The organism is Terrabacter sp. 2YAF2, assembly GCF_052114705.1.
Lineage (GTDB): Bacteria > Actinomycetota > Actinomycetes > Actinomycetales > Dermatophilaceae > Terrabacter.
In genome coordinates this window covers 142,778-162,027 of sequence record NZ_JBFRFG010000003.1, presented here as the reverse complement: position 1 = coordinate 162,027, position 19,250 = coordinate 142,778, and the positions used below count along the sequence as shown (strand labels likewise).

The 19,250-nt window shown below is 70.7% G+C and carries 17 protein-coding genes; 11 read left to right on the top strand and 6 right to left on the bottom strand.

Going from position 1 to position 19,250, the window contains the following annotated elements:
- Nucleotides 1–62 precede the first annotated feature (62 nt).
- Genes AB4030_RS04895 through AB4030_RS04885 form a run of 3 tightly spaced genes read left to right on the top strand, consistent with a single transcriptional unit; the run spans nt 63 to nt 3,275 of the window.
- Nucleotides 63–1,898, top strand: a complete 1,836-nt coding sequence (locus tag AB4030_RS04895) for a glycoside hydrolase family 15 protein (RefSeq protein ID WP_442278070.1) — start codon at nt 63–65, stop codon at nt 1,896–1,898.
- A complete protein-coding gene (locus tag AB4030_RS04890; protein WP_442278069.1) occupies nt 1,885–2,586 on the top strand; it encodes a maleylpyruvate isomerase family mycothiol-dependent enzyme in 702 nt (233 codons plus the stop codon). The genes AB4030_RS04895 and AB4030_RS04890 overlap by 14 nt, the downstream gene beginning before the upstream one ends.
- Nucleotides 2,583–3,275: an MBL fold metallo-hydrolase gene (locus tag AB4030_RS04885; protein WP_442278160.1), complete on the top strand. Its 693-nt coding sequence runs from the start codon at nt 2,583–2,585 to the stop codon at nt 3,273–3,275. Before AB4030_RS04890 ends, AB4030_RS04885 begins: the two co-directional genes overlap by 4 nt.
- Nucleotides 3,276–3,349: 74 nt before the next feature.
- Here the strand turns inward: AB4030_RS04885 and AB4030_RS04880 are convergent, their stop codons facing one another.
- The 3 genes from AB4030_RS04880 to AB4030_RS04870 all read right to left on the bottom strand — a co-directional run bounded on the left by AB4030_RS04880 (nt 3,350) and on the right by AB4030_RS04870 (nt 6,863).
- Nucleotides 3,350–4,753 (bottom strand): sensor histidine kinase, encoded by a 1,404-nt coding sequence (locus tag AB4030_RS04880; protein WP_442278068.1) that lies wholly within the window; start codon nt 4,751–4,753, stop codon nt 3,350–3,352.
- Nucleotides 4,754–4,778: 25 nt separating this feature from the next.
- Nucleotides 4,779–6,437, bottom strand: coding sequence for an FAD-dependent oxidoreductase (locus AB4030_RS04875; RefSeq protein ID WP_442278067.1), 1,659 nt, complete (start codon nt 6,435–6,437; stop codon nt 4,779–4,781).
- A gap of 108 nt (nt 6,438–6,545) precedes the next feature.
- Complete coding sequence (locus tag AB4030_RS04870; RefSeq protein ID WP_442278066.1) at nt 6,546–6,863, bottom strand: hypothetical protein; 318 nt, start codon at nt 6,861–6,863, stop codon at nt 6,546–6,548.
- A 156-nt stretch (nt 6,864–7,019) separates the two neighbouring features.
- On the opposite strand from AB4030_RS04870, the gene AB4030_RS04865 reads away from it, so the two are divergent.
- From AB4030_RS04865 to AB4030_RS04850, 4 genes are all read left to right on the top strand, one after another.
- Nucleotides 7,020–7,811: a C40 family peptidase gene (locus AB4030_RS04865; RefSeq protein WP_442278065.1), complete on the top strand. Its 792-nt coding sequence runs from the start codon at nt 7,020–7,022 to the stop codon at nt 7,809–7,811.
- A complete protein-coding gene (locus AB4030_RS04860) occupies nt 7,808–8,683 on the top strand; it encodes an EamA family transporter (RefSeq protein WP_442278064.1) in 876 nt (291 codons plus the stop codon). Before AB4030_RS04865 ends, AB4030_RS04860 begins: the two co-directional genes overlap by 4 nt.
- A gap of 45 nt (nt 8,684–8,728) precedes the next feature.
- Nucleotides 8,729–10,132 (top strand): MFS transporter, encoded by a 1,404-nt coding sequence (locus AB4030_RS04855; protein ID WP_442278063.1) that lies wholly within the window; start codon nt 8,729–8,731, stop codon nt 10,130–10,132.
- Between the two features lie 192 nt (nt 10,133–10,324).
- On the top strand, nt 10,325–10,579 hold the full coding sequence (locus AB4030_RS04850; RefSeq protein WP_442278062.1) for a hypothetical protein: 255 nt from the start codon (nt 10,325–10,327) through the stop codon (nt 10,577–10,579).
- 95 nt (nt 10,580–10,674) lie between these two features.
- Here the strand turns inward: AB4030_RS04850 and AB4030_RS04845 are convergent, their stop codons facing one another.
- The 3 genes from AB4030_RS04845 to uvrB all read right to left on the bottom strand — a co-directional run bounded on the left by AB4030_RS04845 (nt 10,675) and on the right by uvrB (nt 14,408).
- A complete protein-coding gene (locus tag AB4030_RS04845) occupies nt 10,675–11,673 on the bottom strand; it encodes a TerC family protein (RefSeq protein ID WP_442278061.1) in 999 nt (332 codons plus the stop codon).
- A 229-nt stretch (nt 11,674–11,902) separates the two neighbouring features.
- Nucleotides 11,903–12,283, bottom strand: a complete 381-nt coding sequence (locus tag AB4030_RS04840) for an MmcQ/YjbR family DNA-binding protein (RefSeq protein WP_442278060.1) — start codon at nt 12,281–12,283, stop codon at nt 11,903–11,905.
- Between the two features lie 10 nt (nt 12,284–12,293).
- Complete coding sequence (gene uvrB / locus AB4030_RS04835) at nt 12,294–14,408, bottom strand: excinuclease ABC subunit UvrB (protein WP_442278059.1); 2,115 nt, start codon at nt 14,406–14,408, stop codon at nt 12,294–12,296.
- A gap of 97 nt (nt 14,409–14,505) precedes the next feature.
- Here uvrB and AB4030_RS04830 point away from each other — a divergent pair, with 97 nt between their 5' ends.
- The 4 genes from AB4030_RS04830 (at nt 14,506) to AB4030_RS04815 (ending at nt 19,246) form a co-directional block, all read left to right on the top strand.
- Entirely contained in the window at nt 14,506–15,816 is a 1,311-nt protein-coding gene (locus AB4030_RS04830; RefSeq protein ID WP_442278058.1) for an ROK family transcriptional regulator, read from the top strand.
- Between the two features lie 166 nt (nt 15,817–15,982).
- Nucleotides 15,983–17,356, top strand: coding sequence for an extracellular solute-binding protein (locus AB4030_RS04825; RefSeq protein ID WP_442278057.1), 1,374 nt, complete (start codon nt 15,983–15,985; stop codon nt 17,354–17,356).
- Nucleotide 17,357: 1 nt separating this feature from the next.
- On the top strand, nt 17,358–18,314 hold the full coding sequence (locus AB4030_RS04820) for a carbohydrate ABC transporter permease (protein ID WP_442278056.1): 957 nt from the start codon (nt 17,358–17,360) through the stop codon (nt 18,312–18,314).
- Entirely contained in the window at nt 18,314–19,246 is a 933-nt protein-coding gene (locus tag AB4030_RS04815) for a carbohydrate ABC transporter permease (protein ID WP_442278055.1), read from the top strand. The genes AB4030_RS04820 and AB4030_RS04815 overlap by 1 nt, the downstream gene beginning before the upstream one ends.
- The last annotated feature ends 4 nt before the right edge of the window (nt 19,247–19,250 follow it).

Genomic DNA, 19,250 nt, shown 5'->3' with positions numbered 1-19,250 from the left:
CCCCGCCCACACGCCTCCCGAGCCTCCCGCGCTCGCCCCGGCGGGACGGCATACTCGATCCCATGAGTCAGCACGTGCCGACGCCGATCGAGGACTACGCCGTGCTCGGCGACCTCGGCACCGCCGCCCTCGTCAGCCGTCGCGGCTCGGTCGACTGGCTGTGCCTGCCCCGCTTCGACTCCCGGGCCTGCTTCGCGGCGCTGCTCGGCACCCCCGACAACGGGCGGTGGCTCATCACCCCGGCCGACCCCGACGCGGTGACGACACGCAGCTACGTCGGCAACTCGTTCGTGCTGGAGACGACCCACGAGACGGCCACGGGACGGATCCGCGTGACGGACCTCATGCCCCTCGGTGACGGCCGCTCCGACCTGCTGCGCCGCGTCGAGGGCCTGGAGGGCACCGTCCGGGTGCTCCACGAGTGGACGGTGCGGTTCGACTACGGCCGCACGCGACCCTGGGTGGCCCGGCACACCGACGACCGTCGAGACCGCGTCGACGAGGTGATCACGGCCATCGCGGGCCCCGACATGCTCGTGCTGCGCGGCGCCCGGCTCCCCCACGCCCAGAAGGGCCATCACGTCGACGAGTTCGACGTCACGGCCGGCCAGACCTTCACCTTCTCGACGACGTGGTTCCGCAGCTACGACCCCATCCCCCCACCGCTGCGGGTCCGGGCCCGCATCCGCGAGACGATCGCGCGGAGCGAGGTGTATGCCGCCCACAGCGACTACGTGGGTCCCTATGCCAAGGCCGTGACGCGCTCGCTCCTCGTCCTCCGCGGTCTGACCCACCAGAAGACCGGCGGCATCGTCGCGGCGCCGACCACCTCCCTCCCCGAGGAGTTCGGTGGCGAGCGCAACTGGGACTACCGCTTCTGCTGGCTGCGCGACGCCGCGCTGACGCTCGAGGCGCTGCTCGGCTGCGGCTACCTCGAGGAGACCGCGCTGTGGCGCAACTGGCTGCTGCGAGCCATCGCCGGGGACCCGCAGGACATGCAGATCATGTATCGCGTCGACGGCGGACGTGACCTCCCCGAGCGGGTGCTCGGGCACCTGCCGGGGTATGCCGCGTCGCGTCCGGTGCGCATCGGCAACGCCGCCGTCGACCAGCGACAGACCGATGTGCTCGGCGAGGTCCTCATCGCACTCGGGCATGCGCGGTCGCGCGGGCTCGAGGAGACCGACGACTCGTGGAACCTGCAGTGCGCCCTCGTCAACCACCTCGCCGAGCACTGGGAGGAGGCCGACAACGGACTGTGGGAGATCCGCGGCCCGCTGCGGCACTTCACCCACTCCCGCGCCATGGTGTGGGCCGCCTTCGACCGTGTCGTCCGTGCTGTCGAGGAGCACGGTCTCCACGGGCCCGTCGAGCGGTGGCGGGAGCTGCGCGACCGGGTGCGCGACGAGGTCCTGACGAAGGGGTTCGACGCCGAACGGAACACCTTCGTCCAGCACTACGACACCACCGAGGTCGACGCGTCGCTGCTGATGCTGTCGTCCATCGGCATCGTCGACGGCGACGACCCGCGGATGCTCGGCACCATCGCTGCCGTCGAGGCCGACCTGATGCGCGGTGGGCTGGTCCTGCGCTACCGCACCGACACCGGCGTCGACGGCCTCTCCGGCGACGAGCACCCCTTCCTGGCGTGCTCCTTCTGGCTCGTGACGGCCTACGCGCGGGCGGGTATGACGACGCAGGCCACCGAGCTGATGGACCGCCTCGTGGGCCTGACCAACGACGTCGGCCTGCTGTCCGAGGAGTACGACCCCATCGGGGAGCGCATGGTGGGCAACTTCCCCCAGGCGTTCTCGCACCTGACGCTGGTCGGCGCCGCGCTGGCGCTGGCGAAGGCGGCCAAAGTGGAGACGAGAGAGGCAACGCATGCGGCACGCTGACGTGACACCCGAGCTGGTCGCCGCCGAGACGGACCGCCTGGTCTCGACGGCGGCGTCGTTCCGCAACGACGCCGTCCTCGCGCCGTCCCTGTGCGAGGGATGGTCCCGTGGCCACGTCCTGTCGCACCTTGCCCGCAACGCGGACGCCCTCGTCCGCGTGTGCGACGTGGCCCTGACGGGCAGCCCCGGCACGATGTACGACGACGTCGCGTCGCGAGACGCCGACATCGAGCGCGGGGCCCGCCGCGCGGCCGACGACCAGGCCTCCGACCTCCGGACCACCGCGGCGCGCCTCGCCGAGCGGCTCGAGGCACTGCGACCCGAGCACTCCGAGGTGCGGGTCGAGCGGACTCCCGGCGGATTTCCCGTCGCGGTTGGGGTCGTGCCGTTCATGCGGCTGCGCGAGCTCGTCTTCCACCACGTCGACCTCGACGCGGGCTACACCTTCGCGAGCGCCCCCGCAGAGGTCGTGGCGCTCTTCGTACGCGACGCGGCCAACCGCCTCGCCCACGCCGACGCGCCGCCCTCGCTCCACATCGTCATGGACGAGGGCGACGACCACGTCGTGGGTGGAGGGGCGACGCGGGTGACGGGCTCAGCTGCGCAGGTGCTGCTGTGGCTCGCCCGCGGACGCACCGACGGCGTCCGCTTCGACGGGCCCGTCCCGACCCTTCCCTTCGGAGGCTGACCGTGACCGACCAGGACGACTCCTACACCGGGCACGTCACCGCCACCGGGCCGGCCGGGGTGCGCCGGCTGCCCGCCCTGACCATCCGCAAGTGCGAGGTGGGCGGCTTCGGCAACAACGCCTACCTGCTCACCTGTCGGGCGACCGGTGAGCAGCTGCTCGTGGACGCGGCCGCCGAGCCGGACCGGCTGCTCGAGCTCGTCGCCTCGGGCGGGGAGGGACTCGCCACCGTCGTCACGACCCACCAGCACCACGACCACGTCGGCGCGCTCGCCGAGGTCGTGGCGGCAACCGGTGCCCGCACGGTCGCCGGGGCCGACGACGCCGACGCGCTCCCCGTCCCGGTCGACGTGCGTGTCGAGCACGGCGACACGGTGTCCTTCGGCGACATCACCCTCGACGTCGTCCATCTCCGCGGCCACACGCCGGGCTCGATCGCCCTGGCCTACGCCGACCCCGACGACCCGGCCGGTCACACCCATCTCTTCACCGGTGACAGCCTCTTCCCCGGTGGCGTCGGTAACACGAAGAACCCGGGCCAGAGCTTCGACTCGCTCATCGACGACGTCACGACCCGTGTCTTCGACGTCTACGACGACGACACGTGGTTCTACCCCGGGCACGGCGACGACTCGACGCTCGGCGCCGAGCGACCGCACCTCGACGAGTGGCGCGCCCGCGGCTGGTGACCCGCTGAGCCGAGCGGACGGCATACGCCCGCGAGGCCCCGGTGAAGGCGTATGCCGTCGCGTCCACCACGTCGTCAGGGCGACGGTGCGTGGGGGCCCTCGACGGGCAGCCGGACCCGCAGGCGTGTGTCGCCCGGTCGGGACTCGATCTCGACCGAGCCGCCGTGGCGCTCGACGACGATGCGGTGGGCGATGTCGAGGCCGAGGCCGGTCCCCCGCCCGACCTCCTTGGTCGTGTAGAAGGGCTCGAACGCGCGCTGCTGCACCTCGGGGGGCATGCCCGCTCCGGTGTCACCGACCTCGACGACGACGGCGTCCCCGTCCCGGCGCGTCGTGACGGTGAGGGTGCCGGCACCGTCCATCGCGTCGACGGCGTTGTCGACGAGGTTGGTCCACACCTGGTTGAGCTCGCCGGGCATGCCGTCGACGAGCGGCACGTCGGCGCCCCAGTCACGCACGACCGTGATCCCGGGCCGCAGCCGCGGGCCCATGACGAGTAGGGTGCTTTCGAGTCCCTCCCGGACGTCGACCCGCTGGTGCGAGGCCCGGTCCATCTGGGAGTAGGACTTGATCCCGGCGACCAGCTCGGAGACCCGACGGGTCGACTCGCGCACCTCCGCCAGCAGCGATGAGACGTCGATGGTGCGCGCGACCCAGCCCAACGACGCCTCGAGCCCGTCGCCCGGGGACACCGCGGCCGCCCGCTCGACCCAGTCGACGTCGGCGCCGGCCGAGACGAGGGAGGCCGCGAGCTCCCACGGGCGCGCGACCCCGGAGCCGTCGAGCCACTCCCCCAGCTCCTCCTCCCGGTCGGCGGTCTCGAGGGGGTCCGGCAGCGCCGTCAAGGGCGCGAGCTCGCGACGCAAGGCGTCGAGCTCGCCGAACTGCGTCGCGGTCACGCCGCTCGTCGCCATCTGGCGCAACGCGTCGAGCAGGCCGTCGCAGGCGCGCTCAAGCTCGGCGGCCGAGCGTGCGGCCGCTGCCGCAGGGTTGTTGATCTCATGGGCCAGCCCGGCTGCGAGAGTCCCGAGCGTGACGAGTCCGCTGCGCTGGCGGGCCGTCGCCTCGATCGACCTCGCCGTGCCGTAGAGGCCGGCGACGAGGTGCGCGGCGAAGGGGAACCACAGGTTGGCCAGCTCGTGGAGGCGCTCGGCCGGGACGCGCAGCAGCCGGCCCGCCACGACGCCCCGCGCCGTCGCGAGGTAGACGCCGTGCTCGTCCCAGGCCCGGAAGCCGCCCGCCCAGCGACCCGGTACGTCCATCCGGCCGACGACGACGTCCTCACGGCCGATGTGGCGCGACAGGTCGAGCGTCCCGTCGACGACGACCCACCAGTAGTCGGCGCGGTCGCCCTCGGTCCAGACCACCTCGCCGGGGACGATGGGAACCTCCGCGCCACCGGCGAGCAGCTCCTCGAGCTGGTCGTCGCGCAGCCCGTCGAAGAGCGGCACCGTCCGCAGGTCGGAGAGCTCGAGCATCGCGGGGGTCCCGTCGGTCGGCTGGTCAGATGGTGGCGAGGTAGCGGTGGACGAAGTAGACCGACATCGAGCCCTCACCGACGGCCGAGGCGACCCGCTTCATCGAGTCCGAGCGCACGTCGCCCGCGGCGAAGACGCCGGGCAGGCTCGTCTCCAGGGCGAACGGCGGACGCGCGAGCGCCCACCGGTGTGCCTGCCGACCGGTGACGAGGTCGTGCCCGGTCACCACGAAGCCGTGGTCGTCGCGCACGACGTCGGCACCGAGCCAGTCGGTCCGTGGCGAGGCGCCGATGTAGACGAAGAGCCAGGCGGCGTCGACCTCCGTCGTGGCGCCGGTGTGCCGGTCCGAGAGGGTCAGCCGCTCGAGGTGGCCGTCACCGGCCGCCCCGACGACCTCGGTGCGGCACAGGACGCGGATGCGCTCGTCGGCCCGGATCCGCTGGACGAGGTACTGCGACATGCCCGCCTCGAGCGCCTCACCGCGCACGACGAGCGTGACGCGGCTGGCGTAGCGGGCCAGGTTGAGGACCGCCTGACCGGCGGAGTTGGCCGCGCCCACGACATAGACCTCGTCCCCCGCGCAGGCCGCCGCCTGGCCGGCGTTCGAGCCGTAGTGGACGCCGCGCCCGGCCAGTGTGTCGATACCTGGGGCGTCGAGCCGACGGTAGGAGACACCGGTCGCGAGCACGACGCTGCGGGCCTCGATGTCGTCGGCGCCCTCGAGGCGGACGGCGCGCACGGGGCCCCGGGCCTCGAGGGCGACGACGTCCCGGGCCAGCACCATCTCGGCGCCGAACCGACGGGCCTGGGCGATGGCCCGCTGGGCGAGGTCGGCGCCGGACAGCCCGCGAGGGAAGCCGAGGTAGTTCTCGATGGCCGCACTCTGACCTGCCTGCCCGCCGGGGGCGTCGTGCTCGACGACGACGGTGCTCAGGCCCTCGGACGCGGCGTAGACCGCGGCAGCGAGGCCGGCCGGACCGCCACCGACGATGCAGAGGTCGTAGAGGGCGCGCTCGGCGCGCGTGCGCAGGCCCAGGGCCGTCGCGACGGCGACCGGTGTCGGGGAGCGGAGGGTGTCGCCGTCGGGGACGAGGACGAGCGGCAGGTCCTCGGGCCCGGCGCCCGCGAGGTCGCGCAGGCGGGCACCCTCCTCGTCCCGCTCGACGTCGAGCCAGACGTACGGCACGTGGTTGTTCGCGAGGAACGTCTTCACGAGGTGGCTCGCCTCGGACCACCGGTGGCCCACGACACGGACGTCGTTCGTGTGCTCGGGGTGCGCGTTGTGCCAGTCGGAGAGCAGGTCGTCGACGACGGGGTAGAGCCGGTCCTCGGGCGGGTCCCACGGCTTGAGGAGGTAGTGGTCGAGCCCGATGTCGTTGATCGCGGAGATCGCGACGTCCGTGTCGGCATACGCCGTCAGCAGCAGGAGCTTGGCGTCCGGGACATCGACCCGCACCCGGGCCAGCAGCTCGATGCCCGTCATCCCCGGCATCCGCTGGTCGGAGGCGACGAGCGCGAGGGGCTGGCCGCGAAGGACGAGACGGGCCACCAGGTCGAGGGCCTCGGCCCCGGAGGAGGCGCGCAGGATGCGGTGCTCGGCGCCGTAGCGGGCCCGCAGGTCCCTCGCGATCGCGGCCGAGACCGGCGCGTCGTCGTCCACGGTGATGATCGCCGGTCTGGCCACTCGCTCAGCGTACGAGCGCGACCCACGGGTCGGGGGCGGGACGACGGGGTTCACGCCCGCGAGGTGCGCACGGCAGGGTGGGTGCGCCTCGTCGAGGGGCGGCGCCGGCTACTGAGCGTCCTCGAGGTCCGACGTGGTGTCCGGGTCGAGCGCGGCGATGAGCGACTCGAGCTCGGACCGGACGAAGTCGAGGTCCGCCGGGACGTTGGTCAGGAGGAGGTGCCGCCTCGGGTTGTTCGCGACCGAGAGGCCGACACCCAGGCGGGACCGGCCGTGTCGCTCCCGCCAGGCGTGCTCCAGGCGGGGGCCACCGGTCCAGTCCACCGGCGCGTGGAGCCAGCCCTGCACGTCGACGAGGTCGCCGTCGGGGCTGTGTCGTCGGTTCTTCGGGGGATCGAATCCCTCGAGGGTGATTCGCTCTGCCATACCTCTGACGGTACGGCTCCGGAGGACTGCGGACCAGTGGATCGTCGAGGTCGGCACGCATTTCGTTCGAGAACCGACACGTCCCTGTGGCGGGAGGTGGGTCCCACCGTCCGGGCCGCCCGAGCGCCGTCGTCCCGTGGTGCGAGGATGGCGGGCGTGAGCTCGCCCGTCGCCGTCAGCCCCGTCACGTCCACCCATGTCGTCCGCGTCCCGGTGACGACGGTCTGGTCCAGCCCCGAGAGTCCGCGCCTCGTCGACGCGCCTGTCGTGGCCGACGACCCGGACGTCGAAGGGTGGCTGGCCGCCCTGGACGCCAGGACCGCCGACGACGAGTCGGGCGACGGCCGTCTCGGTCTGCACGGCCGGGTCGAGACGCAGCTGCTCGAGGGTGAGCCCGTCTGCGTCACCGACACCTCCGGCTCGTGGTCCCGGGTGGTCGCCCCGTGGCAGCTCTCCCCCAAGGACGACCGCGGCTACCCGGGCTGGGTGCCGAGCGCCCATCTCACCCCGGTCGCCGGGTCCACCCCGGTAACCGCCCCGACGGCCGAGCTCGACGACGCGGTGCCCGACGGGGAGGACGCCGCCCACCCGGCCGTGGCCGAGGCCCGCCGGCACATCGGGCTGCCCTACCTCTGGTCCGGCGTCTCCCCCTTCGGCTTCGACTGCTCCGGCCTCGTCCTGCACACGTGGCGACGGATGGGCGTGGTCGTGGCTCGCGACGCGTACGCGCAGGCCGACTTCGCGGCAGCGGTGGAGCTCGACGCGGTCCGGCCGGGCGACCTCTACTTCTTCGCCCGACCCGGCCGGCGGATCCACCACGTCGGCATCGTCGTGCGCCCCGGTCGCATGGTCCACGCGTCCGAGACCGGCGGCGTCCTCGTCGAGGAGGACCTCCCGGCGGACCGCGTGGCCACCCTCGTGGCCGCCGGGCGCCTGCCGATGCCGTGAGCGTCGATCGCCGCAGCGCCCCCCTGCTCGTCCTCGCCGGAGTCGTCTCCGTCCAGTTCGGCGGTGCCTTCGCCGCCACGCTCGTCCCGCGGATCGGAGCCACCGGCTCGGTGCTCCTGCGGCTGCTCTTCGCCATGGTCATCCTGTATGCCGTCGCCCGGCCGTCGTGGCGTGGACGCAGCCGGTCCGACTGGGGCACGGTTGTGCTCTTCGGACTGGCGCTCGCCGCGATGAACACCTCGTTCTACGCCTCGCTGGCGCACCTGCCGATCGGTGTCGCCGTGACGATCGAGTTCCTCGGACCCCTCGGGCTCGCCGCCGCCCTGAGCAGACGTCCCCGGGACGTCATCGCCGTCGCCGCGGCCGCGGTCGGCGTCGTGCTCGTGTCCGGGGTGCTGCACACGTCGTGGAACCGGCTCGACCTCGTCGGTGTCGGCTTCGCCGCGCTCGCCGGAGTCATGTGGGCCGCCTACATCGTCCTCAGCCAACGCACCGGGAAGGCGTTCGGAGGCCTCGACGGTCTGGCGCTCGCACTGATCGTGTCGACGGTCGCTGTCGCTCCCCTGGGCCTGACCTCGGTAGACCGGTGGACGCCGGCCGACGTCGCCCTGGGCCTCGGCATCGCCGTCCTGTCGTCGGTGCTGCCCTACTCGCTCGAGCTCGTCGCCCTGCGCCACCTCGCCCAGCACGTGTTCGGCATCCTGCTCAGCCTCGAGCCCGTCGTGGCGGCGCTCGCCGGTCTCATCGTGCTCCACCAGGTCCTTGACCGCAGTCAGGTGGCCGGCATGGTGCTCGTCGTGCTTGCCAGTGCGGTCGTGCTCGGGGCACAGTCGCGTGCCGAGTCACCCGACGCAGCCCTGGGCCCCGGGTGATGACGGGGTTGACCTCACGTCGGCTCGAAGTCCTAGCCTCGCCGCATGGCCTCGGGCACGATGCACCCTGACGCGGCCTCGACCGTCCCCGACGACGGTGGCGGCATCATGTCCGCCGCGCTGCGGGCCACGACCGTCGGGGTGCTCGCCCTCGTCTCCCTGCACGCGTTCGAGGCCTTGGCCCTGACGACGGTGATGCCGACCATCGCCCGTGAGCTCGACGGCGCCTCCCTCTACGCCATGGCCTTCACGGCGACGCTCGCGTCCGGCCTCGTCAGCATCGTCTGGTCCGGCAACCTCGCCGACCGTCGAGGTCCCCGTTTGCCCCTGCTCCTCGGCCTGGCCCTCTTCGCCGCCGGTCTCGTCGTCGCCGGGCTCGCGCCGTCGATGGGGGTCCTCGTCGCCGCACGGGTCGTGCAGGGTCTGGGAGCCGGGATGACGAGCACCGCCCTCTACGTCCTCGTGACCCGCGTCTACCCGCAGCGCCTGCACACGGCGATCCTCGCCGGCTTCTCGGCGGCCTGGGTCGTTCCGTCAATAGCCGGCCCCTTCGTGGCCGGGCTCATCACCCAGACGATCGGCTGGCGCTGGGTCTTCGGCCTGGCCCTCGTCGTCCTCGTGGTCGCCGCGGTGCTCCTCGGGCGCATTCTCGCCGGGCTGCGGCAGGAGGTGGTCGAGGTGCCGTGGCGCACGCGCTCGATCGCCGCGTCGGTCGCCCTTGCCGTCGCCGTGCTCGCCCTCAACGGGGCCGCCGGCCGCCTTGACCCCCTCGGCATCACGTCCGGGGTGCTCGCGCTCGTCGTCGTGGCACTCACCCTCCTGCCGCTGACGCCGCGCGGGACCCTGCGGGCGGCCCGTGGGCTGCCGACCGACATCGCCCTGCGCGCGCTCGCCTTCGCCGCCTTCAGCGGCGCGGAGGTCTACCTCCCGCGGCTGCTCACGGAGCGCGACGGTCTGAGCCCGAGCCTCGCCGGCGTCGCGCTGACGATCACCGGCGTGACGTGGTTCGTCGGCTCCTGGGTGCAGGGCCGCTGGGACCGCCACTTCGAGATCGGCCGCACGGCTGCGGTGTCGCTGGGTGCCATCACGCTCTCCCTCCTGGGGCTCGCCGCAGCCGTGGCTCTCGGCGCCCCCACCTGGGTCGTCATCGCCCTGTTTCCCGCGGTCGGCCTCGGGATCGGCACGCTCTACCCGCGGGTCACGGCCCAGGCCCTCGCCCGGTCCGGGGCGGGCGAGCAGGGCTTCGTCAGCTCGGCCCTGCAGATCGGCGACTCCTCGGGTGCTGCCACCGCCATCGCCGTATCGGCCATCGTCTTCGCCGGCGCCGGCTCCGCCGTTCCTGGTGCGTATGCCGTGGTCTTCGCCGTCATGGCCGTGCCCGCCCTCATCGGCTGGGTCGTCGCCCACCGGGTCCGCGGAGGCACCGCACCGTCGCCCGACCTGGGCTGACGGTCCACGTTGGAGGCGAAAGTCGTTCGTCCGGTTCGGGACCTAGGTCCCTGCCGCCCGCAGTGGAGAGAACGTATCTTCGCAGTCACGACCCACACCTCGAGCGCCACCCGATCGGGGCGCGACGTGTGGGCCGCGCTTCCCCTCCCAGCTGACGACACCGGCCGTGCCCAGCACGGCTTTGGAGTTCACATGTCCAACCTGCAGAACCTGCTCGCTCCCGCCGAAGAATCGACTGCGAACATGTCCGACATGAGCATCCGCGAGCTCATCGGCGCCCTCAAGTCCACCGAGGACCGCTTGCGTCACCTGCCCACGTTCGTCCCGATGGGTGGACGACTCGTCACCAATCCCGAGCGGCGTCTACTGCTGCGGCACCAGCGCGCCGTCATCGCCAGCCTGCGCCGACGGCGCGCCACCCTCCGGTTGCCGGTGGCCGGCTCGTAGGTCCGGAGCCCGAGACTCAGCTCCCGCGGCGCAGCCTCACGGAGCGTCGTGCGTCGCTGCCGCGTCGAGGGCGGCCCGGCGCTCGGACGCAACCCTCAGCGGGCGGCGTCCGCCGGTTCGAGTCGGGCGTCGCGAGCTGACTTCCAGAGRCTGGCGACGGTGGTGACGCCGAGGATGAGCACGATGGCTCCCAGCGACACGAGGATCGGGATGTCCGGCACGCCCTCGATGGGCCGGCCGCCGTTGATGAACGGCAGGTTGTTCTCGTGGAGGGCGTGCATGACGAGCTTGACGCCGATGAAGGCGAGCAGCACGGCCAGACCGATGCTGAGGTAGACGAGCTTCTTGAGCAGGCCGCCGATGAGGAAGTAGAGCTGCCGCAGACCCATGAGGGCGAAGATGTTGGCCGTCAGGACGAGGAACGGTTCCTTCGTCAGCCCGTAGATCGCGGGGATGGAGTCGAGCGCGAAGAGCAGATCGGTCGTGCCGAGCGCGAGGATGACGACGAGCATCGGGGTGATGAGGCGCTTGCCGTTCTCGATCACCGTGAGTCGCGTGCTGTTCCACTCCTTGGTGGCCGGGAAGCGCTTCTCGATCCAGAGGATCAAGCGGTTCTCGTGGTACTCGTCGTCGTCGCTCTCGCCGCCGGTGGCGAGCTTGACGGCGGTGTAGACGAGGAACGCGCCGAAGATGTAGAAGACCCAGGAGTACGCGTTGATGACGACGGCTCCCAGCGCGATGAAGATGCCGCGCAGGATGATCGCGATGACGATGCCGACCATGAGCGCCGACTGCTGCAGCTTCTGCGGCACCTTGAAGCTGGCCATGATGAGCAGGAAGACGAAGAGGTTGTCGACCGACAGGGAGTACTCCGTCAGCCAGCCGGCATAGAACTCGCCGGCGTACTGGCCGCCCCACTCGAACCACACGAAGAGGCCGAACAGCACGGCCGCCCCGACGTAGAAGGCGAGGTGTCGACCTGCCTCGGCCATCGACGGGACGTGCGGACGCCTCGCGATGACGAAGATGTCGATGAGCAGGAACACGGCCATCAGGCCGATCGTGAGGAACCAACCCCAAACGGGAATGTTCATTGGGCACAACCTTCCGGTCACCAGATCAGTAACCGGAGGTCTCTCCCGCCCGACCTGGAGTCGGACCGACGGGACCGGGAGAGGCGGTGAGACCCACTCCGTGATGACGAGCCCGTCGTGTCGGGGATACTCCCCTCCGTGAACGCCTGAGTCTTTCACTCCCGCGGTCGTGCCTCAAATCAGGACCGCCCCTCGGGCGCGGCGGCGGTCCAGGTCAGTGCTCCCCGTGTCAGTGCTGCCCGTGAGCGGTGCCCGGGCGAGAACGCCGTGGAAGCCCGGAGACGACGATGTCGTAGGAGTTCTCGATCGCCTCGAGCAGCTCGTCCTCGTCGATGGCCCCGGTGGTGCGCAGGGTGTTCCAGCCGTGTCGGCCGATGTAGGCCATGACGGTCGCGTCGCCCGGGTAACGGTGCAGCCACTCGTCGGCCTCGGTGCGACTGCGGGCACTCTTGACCCCGATCGACTCCGCGCCGAGGAAGACGAAGATCTTGTCGCCCACCTTGGCGACCGTGTCACCGTCCCAGGGCGAGTCCTCCCAGGCCCCGGGAAGAGCGAGGGCTGCGGCCCGCAGCCGGGCGGCCACCTCTCCCTGGGACACCCCCCTCGTCATCGTCCGCTCCTCACCGCGTCGCGGCACTCATCTGCCGCAGCTCCTTCTTCAGCTCGCCGATCTCGTCGCGCAGTCTGGCGGCCAGCTCGAAGTGCAGCTCCGCCGCCGCCTGGTGCATCTGCGCCGTCAGCTCCTGGATGAGCCCGGCGAGGTCCGCCGCGGCCATGTCCGCCGGACGGTTGGTCGAGCCGCCCGCGGACACCCCGACGTCGGCCGCCATCGCGCCGCGCCCCGAGCCGCTCTTGCCACGGGACTGCATGCGCCCTGAGCCCAACAGCTCCTGGGTGTCGGCGTCCTCCCGCTCGAGCAGGTCGGTGATGTCGGCGATCTTCTTGCGCAGCGGCGTCGGGTCGATGCCGTGCTCGGTGTTGTAGGCGATCTGCTTCTCACGGCGCCGGTTGGTCTCGTCGAGCGCCTGCTCCATCGACGGCGTCATCTTGTCGGCGTACATGTGGACCTGGCCCGACACGTTGCGGGCCGCGCGCCCGATGGTCTGGATGAGCGACCGGGCGGAGCGGAGGAACCCCTCCTTGTCGGCGTCGAGGATCGACACGAGCGAGACCTCGGGCAGGTCGAGCCCCTCGCGGAGGAGGTTGATGCCGACAAGGACGTCGAAGACCCCGGTGCGCAGCTCACGCAGCAGCTCGACGCGGCGCAGGGTGTCGATGTCGCTGTGGAGGTAGCGGACCCGGATCCCCTTGTCGAGGAGGTAGTCGGTGAGGTCCTCGGCCATCTTCTTCGTCAGGGTCGTGACGAGGACGCGCTCGTTGCGCTTCGTGCGCTCCTGGATCTCGTGCATGAGGTCGTCGATCTGGCCCTTGGTCGGCTTGAGCACGACCTCGGGGTCGATGAGGCCCGTGGGGCGGATGATCTGCTCGACCGGCGGGCCGGACTTGGCCAGCTCGTACTCCCCCGGCGTCGCCGAGAGGTAGACGGTCTGGCCGATGCGCTCGAGGAACTCCTCCCACTTGAGCGGGCGGTTGTCCATGGCGCTCGGCAGGCGGAACCCGTGCTCGACGAGCATCCGCTTGCGGGACATGTCGCCTTCGTACATCGCACCGATCTGGGGCACTGTCTGGTGCGACTCGTCCAGGACGAGCAGGAAGTCCTCGGGGAAGTAGTCGATGAGGCAGTTGGGGGCGGACCCGGAGGTGCGGCCGTCGATGTGGCGGCTGTAGTTCTCGATGCCGTTGCAGAAGCCGACCTGACGCATCATCTCGAGGTCGTAGGTCGTGCGCATGCGCAGGCGTTGGGCCTCGAGGAGCTTGCCCTGCTTCTCGAAGAGCGCCAGCTGGTCCTGCAGCTCGAGCTCGATGCCGCGGATGGCCCGCTCCATGCGCTCCGGTCCGGCGACGTAGTGCGAGGCCGGGAAGACGTACATCTCCTGCTCCTCGTTGACGACCTCTCCCGTCACCGGGTGCAGGGTGTAGATGCGCTCGATCTCGTCACCGAAGAACTCGATCCGGATCGCGAGCTCCTCGTAGACCGGGATGATCTCGACCGTGTCGCCCCGGACGCGGAACGTCCCGCGGGTGAAGGCGAGGTCGTTGCGGGTGTACTGCATCTCCACGAAACGCCGCAGCAGGTCGTCGCGCACGACCTCCTGACCGACCTTGAGCCGGGCCATCCGGTCGACGTACTCCTGAGGGGTGCCGAGACCGTAGATGCACGACACCGACGCGACGACGATGACGTCGCGCCGGGTGAGCAGCGAGTTGGTGGCGGAGTGCCGCAGCCGCTCGACCTCGTCGTTGACCGAGCTGTCCTTCTCGATGTAGGTGTCGGTCTGCGGGATGTAGGCCTCGGGCTGGTAGTAGTCGTAGTAGCTGACGAAGTACTCGACGGCGTTGTTGGGCAACAGCTCCCGGAACTCGTTGGCCAGCTGCGCGGCGAGCGTCTTGTTGGGCGCCATGACGAGGGTCGGCCGCTGGACCTGCTCGATGAGCCAGGCCGTCGTCGCCGACTTGCCGGTGCCGGTGGCACCGAGCAGGACCGTGTCGGTGTCGCCGGCCTTGACGCGCCGCGCGAGCTCGGCGATCGCCGTCGGCTGGTCACCGCTCGGGGTGTACTCGGAGATCACCTCGAAGGGTGCCACCGTGCGCTGGAGGTCGGTCGTGGGACGCATGGCTCAACCGTACGTCGCACCTCCGACAGCGCCCACTCTCGGACCGGGATCGCGCGGCCTTCGCGGCTCCGCTCACGGCGCGTGTCACCATGAGCCCGTGAACCGCTCCGGGACCGCGACGCCCGCCTCGCAGACGGCGACTGCCCGGCGCGGTTCCAACCTGCCACGCGTCGGCGACTACAACCAGGTGGTCGTCCTGGAGGCCATCCGGCACCGCGTCGAAGGACTGAGCCGGGTGGAGATCGCGACTCTGACGGGCCTGTCGCCGCAGGCGGTCTCCAACATCTGCCGCCGTCTGCTCTCGACCGGGCTCGTCGTGGAGGCGGGAAAACGCGTGGCCGGCCCCGGCAAGCCCCGAACGCTGCTTCGCCTCGCCCCCCGTAGCCGGTTCGCCGTCGGGGTCCACCTGGACCCGGCTCTGATGACCTTCGTCGTCCTCGACCTCGTCGGCCGTCCCGTGGCCCGCTCGGTGCGGCCGCTCCGTCCGGGCCTGGGCCCCGACCAGGTGCTGACCGAGGTCGCCCAGGAGGTGTCCGCCCTCATCACGGCTTCCGGAGTCGAACCCGATCGAGTCGTCGGCCTCGGGGTGGCCGCACCGGGACCGGTGGACGCCTCGACCGGCACCCTGGTCCGTCCCCCCAACTTGCCAGGCTGGGACCGGGTCGCCATCCGCGACGCCCTGAGCGCAGCGACGAACCTGTGCGTCCTCCTCGACAAGGACGTCGTGGCCGCCGCGGTCGCCGAGCTCTGGACCGGCGCGATCGGAGAGCGGGGCAGTGCTGTCTTCTTCTACATCGGGACCGGAGTGGGTGCGGGTCTGGTCCTGGGTGGCGAGGTCTACCGTGGCCCGTCCGGCAACGCCGGAGAGATGGGCCACCTCCTCACCGGTCCCGACGGCCCTCTCTGCGCGTGTGGTCAGCGTGGCTGCATCGGTGAGGCGTGTTCTCCACGCGTCCTCGTCGAGACGGCACGCCGTCGCGGCATCGGCCCGCTCGACCCACCTGACCGAATGACCGAGGACGAAGGCAGAGCTGTGGACGTCGACCACCGGGATGTCATCGGCGATGCCTTCGGCAGGCTCTGTCAGCTGGCGAGGGGCGGGGACGCGGACGCCATCCAGTTGCTCGAGGCCATGGCCGAACGGTTCGCAAAGGCGGCCGCCGACGTGGTCGACCTGCTGGACCTGGACGAGGTCGTGTTCGGGGGCCCGCTCTGGGACGGACTGGCTCCCGTCTTCCTCCGCATCCTGCCCGACCTGCTCCGCTCGTCGGCTGCGGCCTCCACGATCCATTCCGTCACGGTGCGGGGCACGAGCGTGGGTGCCGATGTCGCCGCCGTGGGAGCGGCCTGCCTCGTGCTCGACGAGGCCTTCAGCCCTCGCTCGACGACCCTGCTCGTGACCCGCTAGGCCCAGGCGGGCTCTCGATTCGTCCCGGCTTCCCGAGAACGTGGGCCGTCGGCGGGAGCCCTCCCGAGGTGCGATCAGACCCTTGACACCAATAACTCCATTTGATGTATAAAAGGCCGCAACGCGAGTCAAAGACGACTCGACCGGAGCAAAGGGGCCATCACTCATGAACCGCAGACACGGTGCCGTCGCGCTGAGCGCCGCCGCCCTCAGCATCTCCGTCGTCCTCGCGGGCTGCGGATCCTCCAGCTCAGGCGCCCCCGGACAGGGTGGTGGCGACGCCAACACCCTCACCGTCGCCTACCAGCGCACGTCGCAGTTCACGCAGCTCGACGCCGTCCTCAAGAAGGCCAAGACGGAGTATGAGGCAGCCCACCAGGGCAAGAAGGTCAACCTCGTGCCGATCGAGGCCGAGCAGGACCAGTACTTCACCAAGCTCTCCCTGATGAACCGTTCGGCGTCCACCGCTCCCGACGTCATCTACGAGGACAGCTTCCAGGTGCGCTCCGACGCAGCGGCAGGCTACCTCTCCCCCATCGACGAGCAGCTGGCCAAGTGGGCCGACTGGTCGCAGTTCGACGACACCGCGAAGCAGGCCGGACTCGGGGACGACGGCAAGACGTACGGCGTCTCCATGGGAACCGACACCCGGGCCCTCTACTACAACAAGAAGCTCTTCGCCCAGGCCGGGCTCCCGACGCAGTGGCAGCCGAAGACGTGGGACGACGTGCTCACCGCTGCCCGGACGATCAAGACCAAGCTCCCTGGCGTCACCCCCCTCAACATCTACGCCGGCAAGTCCAACGGCGAGGGCACCTCGATGCAGGGCTTCGAGATGCTGCTCTACGGCACCGACAGCACCCTCTTCGACACCAGCTCGAAGAAGTGGGTCACGGGCTCCAAGGGGTTCAAGGACTCCCTCGGCTTCTACAAGACCGTGTACGGCGAGAAGCTCGGGCCGAACCTCGACCTCGCCCTCGATGCCACGGTCGGCAGCCGGGTCTCCACCGAGCTGCTGCCGAAGGGCAAGCTCGCGATCGCGCTCGACGGTTCGTGGATGCCCGGGCAGTGGATCAAGGGTGACAACGCCTGGCCCGAGTGGGAGCAGTCGATCGGCTACGCGCCCATGCCGACGCAGAACGGCCAGCAGCCGGGCTCGACGTCCATGTCAGGAGGCTGGCTGCTGTCGGTCGGCGCCCACGCGCCCGACAAGCAGGCCGCCGTCGACTTCATCGGTGTGGCGCTCAACCGCGAGAACGCGCTGAAGTACGACACGGAGAACAGCCAGATCGCGGTGCGCAAGGATGTCGCGAGCGACCCCAAGTACCTCGCCTACAACCCGTCCTTCAAGTTCTTCTCGTCGCTCGTCCCGGTGACGCACTTCCGCCCCGCGACGCCGGACTACAGCCAGATCTCCGGTGCGATCCAGGTCGCCGTCGAGTCGGTGGCGACGGGAGCCGCCACTCCGGACGCCGCCACGCAGACGTACGACCAGAGCCTGCTGGGCATCGTCGGCCAGGACAAGACCCAGGCAGGCTGAGATGACCGCCCTGGACACTCAGGGCCCGACGCGTCGGGAGCCGGCTCCGGTCAGCTCCCGTCCCGGCGGACCCGGCGCACCCGTGAAGGGGCGGGCGCGGGCGGCCCTGCGGCTGCTGCCGCTCAGCCCCGCGATCGTCCTGATGGCGATCTTCCTCGCAGGCCCCATCGGGTACGCGCTCTACGGCTCGCTCACCAACGCGGCCATGTCGGGCTACCGTGCCGCCAACCCGGACTTCGTCGGTCTCGACAACTACACGCGACTACTGTCGAGTGGCCAGTTCTGGGAGTCGGCCTGGCTCACGCTGCTCTTCGTCGTGGCCTCCGCGGTGATCGGCCAGAACGTCCTCGGGATGGCGCTGGCGCTGCTGTTGCGCGCCGGTCCCAAGCGGCTCGGCTCCCTCGTCAGCGCCCTCGTCGTCATGGCCTGGGTGCTCCCCGAGATCGTCGCCGCCTTCACCTTGTATGCGTTCTTCTCCTCCGAGGGCACGCTCAACACCGCCCTGGGCTGGCTGGGGCTCGACGGCCCGTCGTGGTTGATCCTGTTCCCGATGCTCTCGGTCATCCTCGCCAACGTGTGGCGCGGCACGGCCTTCTCGATGATGGTCTACAACGCCGCCCTGGCCGAGGTCCCACCGGAGATCACCGAGTCGGCGCAGATCGACGGCGCGAACGCCCTGCAGCGCTTCAGCCGCATCACGCTGCCGATGATCCGGCGTGCGATCGCCACGAACATGATGCTGACCACGTTGCAGACGCTCGGCGTCTTCACGTTGATCTGGGTCATGACGGGAGGGGGCCCCGGCACCAAGAGCTCGACGTTGCCCGTTCTCGCCTTCCAGCAGGCCTTCAAGTTCGCCCAGGTCGGCTACGGCACCGCAATCGCCACGGTGACGCTTGTCATCGGCGCGGCCTTCGCCCTCGTCTACGTCCGCGTCCTCAAGCCGGAGGTCGACTGATGACCGAGTCCACCACCCAGGCCTCGCGCCGCGGGCCGTCGCCCGTGGCCGCCGTGCCGGGCACCGTCGCTCCCCCGGTGCCGAGTCCGGCTCCACCACAGCTGTCGTCGCCCACGCGCAAGGGGACCTCCCTCGCTGCGGGTGCCGCTCTCGTCATCGTCGCCGTCGCGTTCATCGTGCCGCTGGCCTGGTTGCTGCTGGCGTCGATCAACCCCTCTGCCACCGTGTCGGTCACGGTCCCCACGTCACCAACCCTCGAGAACTACCGCACCGTGCTGACGCCCGAGCTCACCTTCACACCGCTGCTCAACTCGCTCGTCATCTCGGGCAGCACGGCGCTGATCACGGTCCTGGTGGCGGTCCTCGCGGCATACCCCCTCTCGCGGTACAAGATGCGGTTCAACCGCAGCTTCCTCTACACGATCCTCTTCGGCAGCTGCCTGCCGATCACCGCGGTCATGGTGCCCGTCTACGCACTCTTCGTCACCCTCGGCCTGCTCGACTCGATGCCCGGCACCATCCTCTTCCTCGCGGCAACGTCGCTGCCGATGGCGGTGTGGATGATGAAGAACTTCATGGACAGCGTGCCGATCTCGCTCGAGGAGGCCGCATGGGTCGACGGCGCCAGCGCGATGCAGGCGCTGCGCCGGGTCGTCGTCCCATTGATGCGACCTGGCCTCGCCGTCGTCTTCATCTTCGTCTTCACCCAGGCATGGGGGAACTTCTTCGTCCCCTTCGTGCTGCTCCTCGACCCGGCCAAACAGCCTGCTGCCGTGTCGATCTACACCTTCTTCGGCACCAACGGCGCGATCGCGTACGGCCAGCTGGCCGCGTTCTCGGTGCTCTACTCCGTGCCGGTGCTCGTGCTGTACCTGCTGGTCCAACGCCTCGCGGGCGGCTCCTTCGCCCTCGCCGGCTCCGTCAAAGGTTGAGAGG

What these genes read in the sequence shown, in the direction of transcription:
- AB4030_RS04895 (WP_442278070.1), top strand. Translation starts at nt 63, where the DNA reads ATGAGTCAGCACGTGCCGACGCCGATCGAGGACTACGCCGTGCTCGGC.
- AB4030_RS04890 (WP_442278069.1), top strand. Translation starts at nt 1,885, where the DNA reads ATGCGGCACGCTGACGTGACACCCGAGCTGGTCGCCGCCGAGACGGAC.
- AB4030_RS04880 (WP_442278068.1), bottom strand. Translation starts at nt 4,753, where the DNA reads ATGCTCGAGCTCTCCGACCTGCGGACGGTGCCGCTCTTCGACGGGCTG.
- AB4030_RS04870 (WP_442278066.1), bottom strand. Translation starts at nt 6,863, where the DNA reads ATGGCAGAGCGAATCACCCTCGAGGGATTCGATCCCCCGAAGAACCGA.
- AB4030_RS04855 (WP_442278063.1), top strand. Translation starts at nt 8,729, where the DNA reads ATGGCCTCGGGCACGATGCACCCTGACGCGGCCTCGACCGTCCCCGAC.
- AB4030_RS04850 (WP_442278062.1), top strand. Translation starts at nt 10,325, where the DNA reads ATGTCCAACCTGCAGAACCTGCTCGCTCCCGCCGAAGAATCGACTGCG.
- AB4030_RS04840 (WP_442278060.1), bottom strand. Translation starts at nt 12,283, where the DNA reads ATGACGAGGGGGGTGTCCCAGGGAGAGGTGGCCGCCCGGCTGCGGGCC.
- uvrB (WP_442278059.1), bottom strand. Translation starts at nt 14,408, where the DNA reads ATGCGTCCCACGACCGACCTCCAGCGCACGGTGGCACCCTTCGAGGTG.
- AB4030_RS04825 (WP_442278057.1), top strand. Translation starts at nt 15,983, where the DNA reads ATGAACCGCAGACACGGTGCCGTCGCGCTGAGCGCCGCCGCCCTCAGC.
- AB4030_RS04820 (WP_442278056.1), top strand. Translation starts at nt 17,358, where the DNA reads ATGACCGCCCTGGACACTCAGGGCCCGACGCGTCGGGAGCCGGCTCCG.
- AB4030_RS04815 (WP_442278055.1), top strand. Translation starts at nt 18,314, where the DNA reads ATGACCGAGTCCACCACCCAGGCCTCGCGCCGCGGGCCGTCGCCCGTG.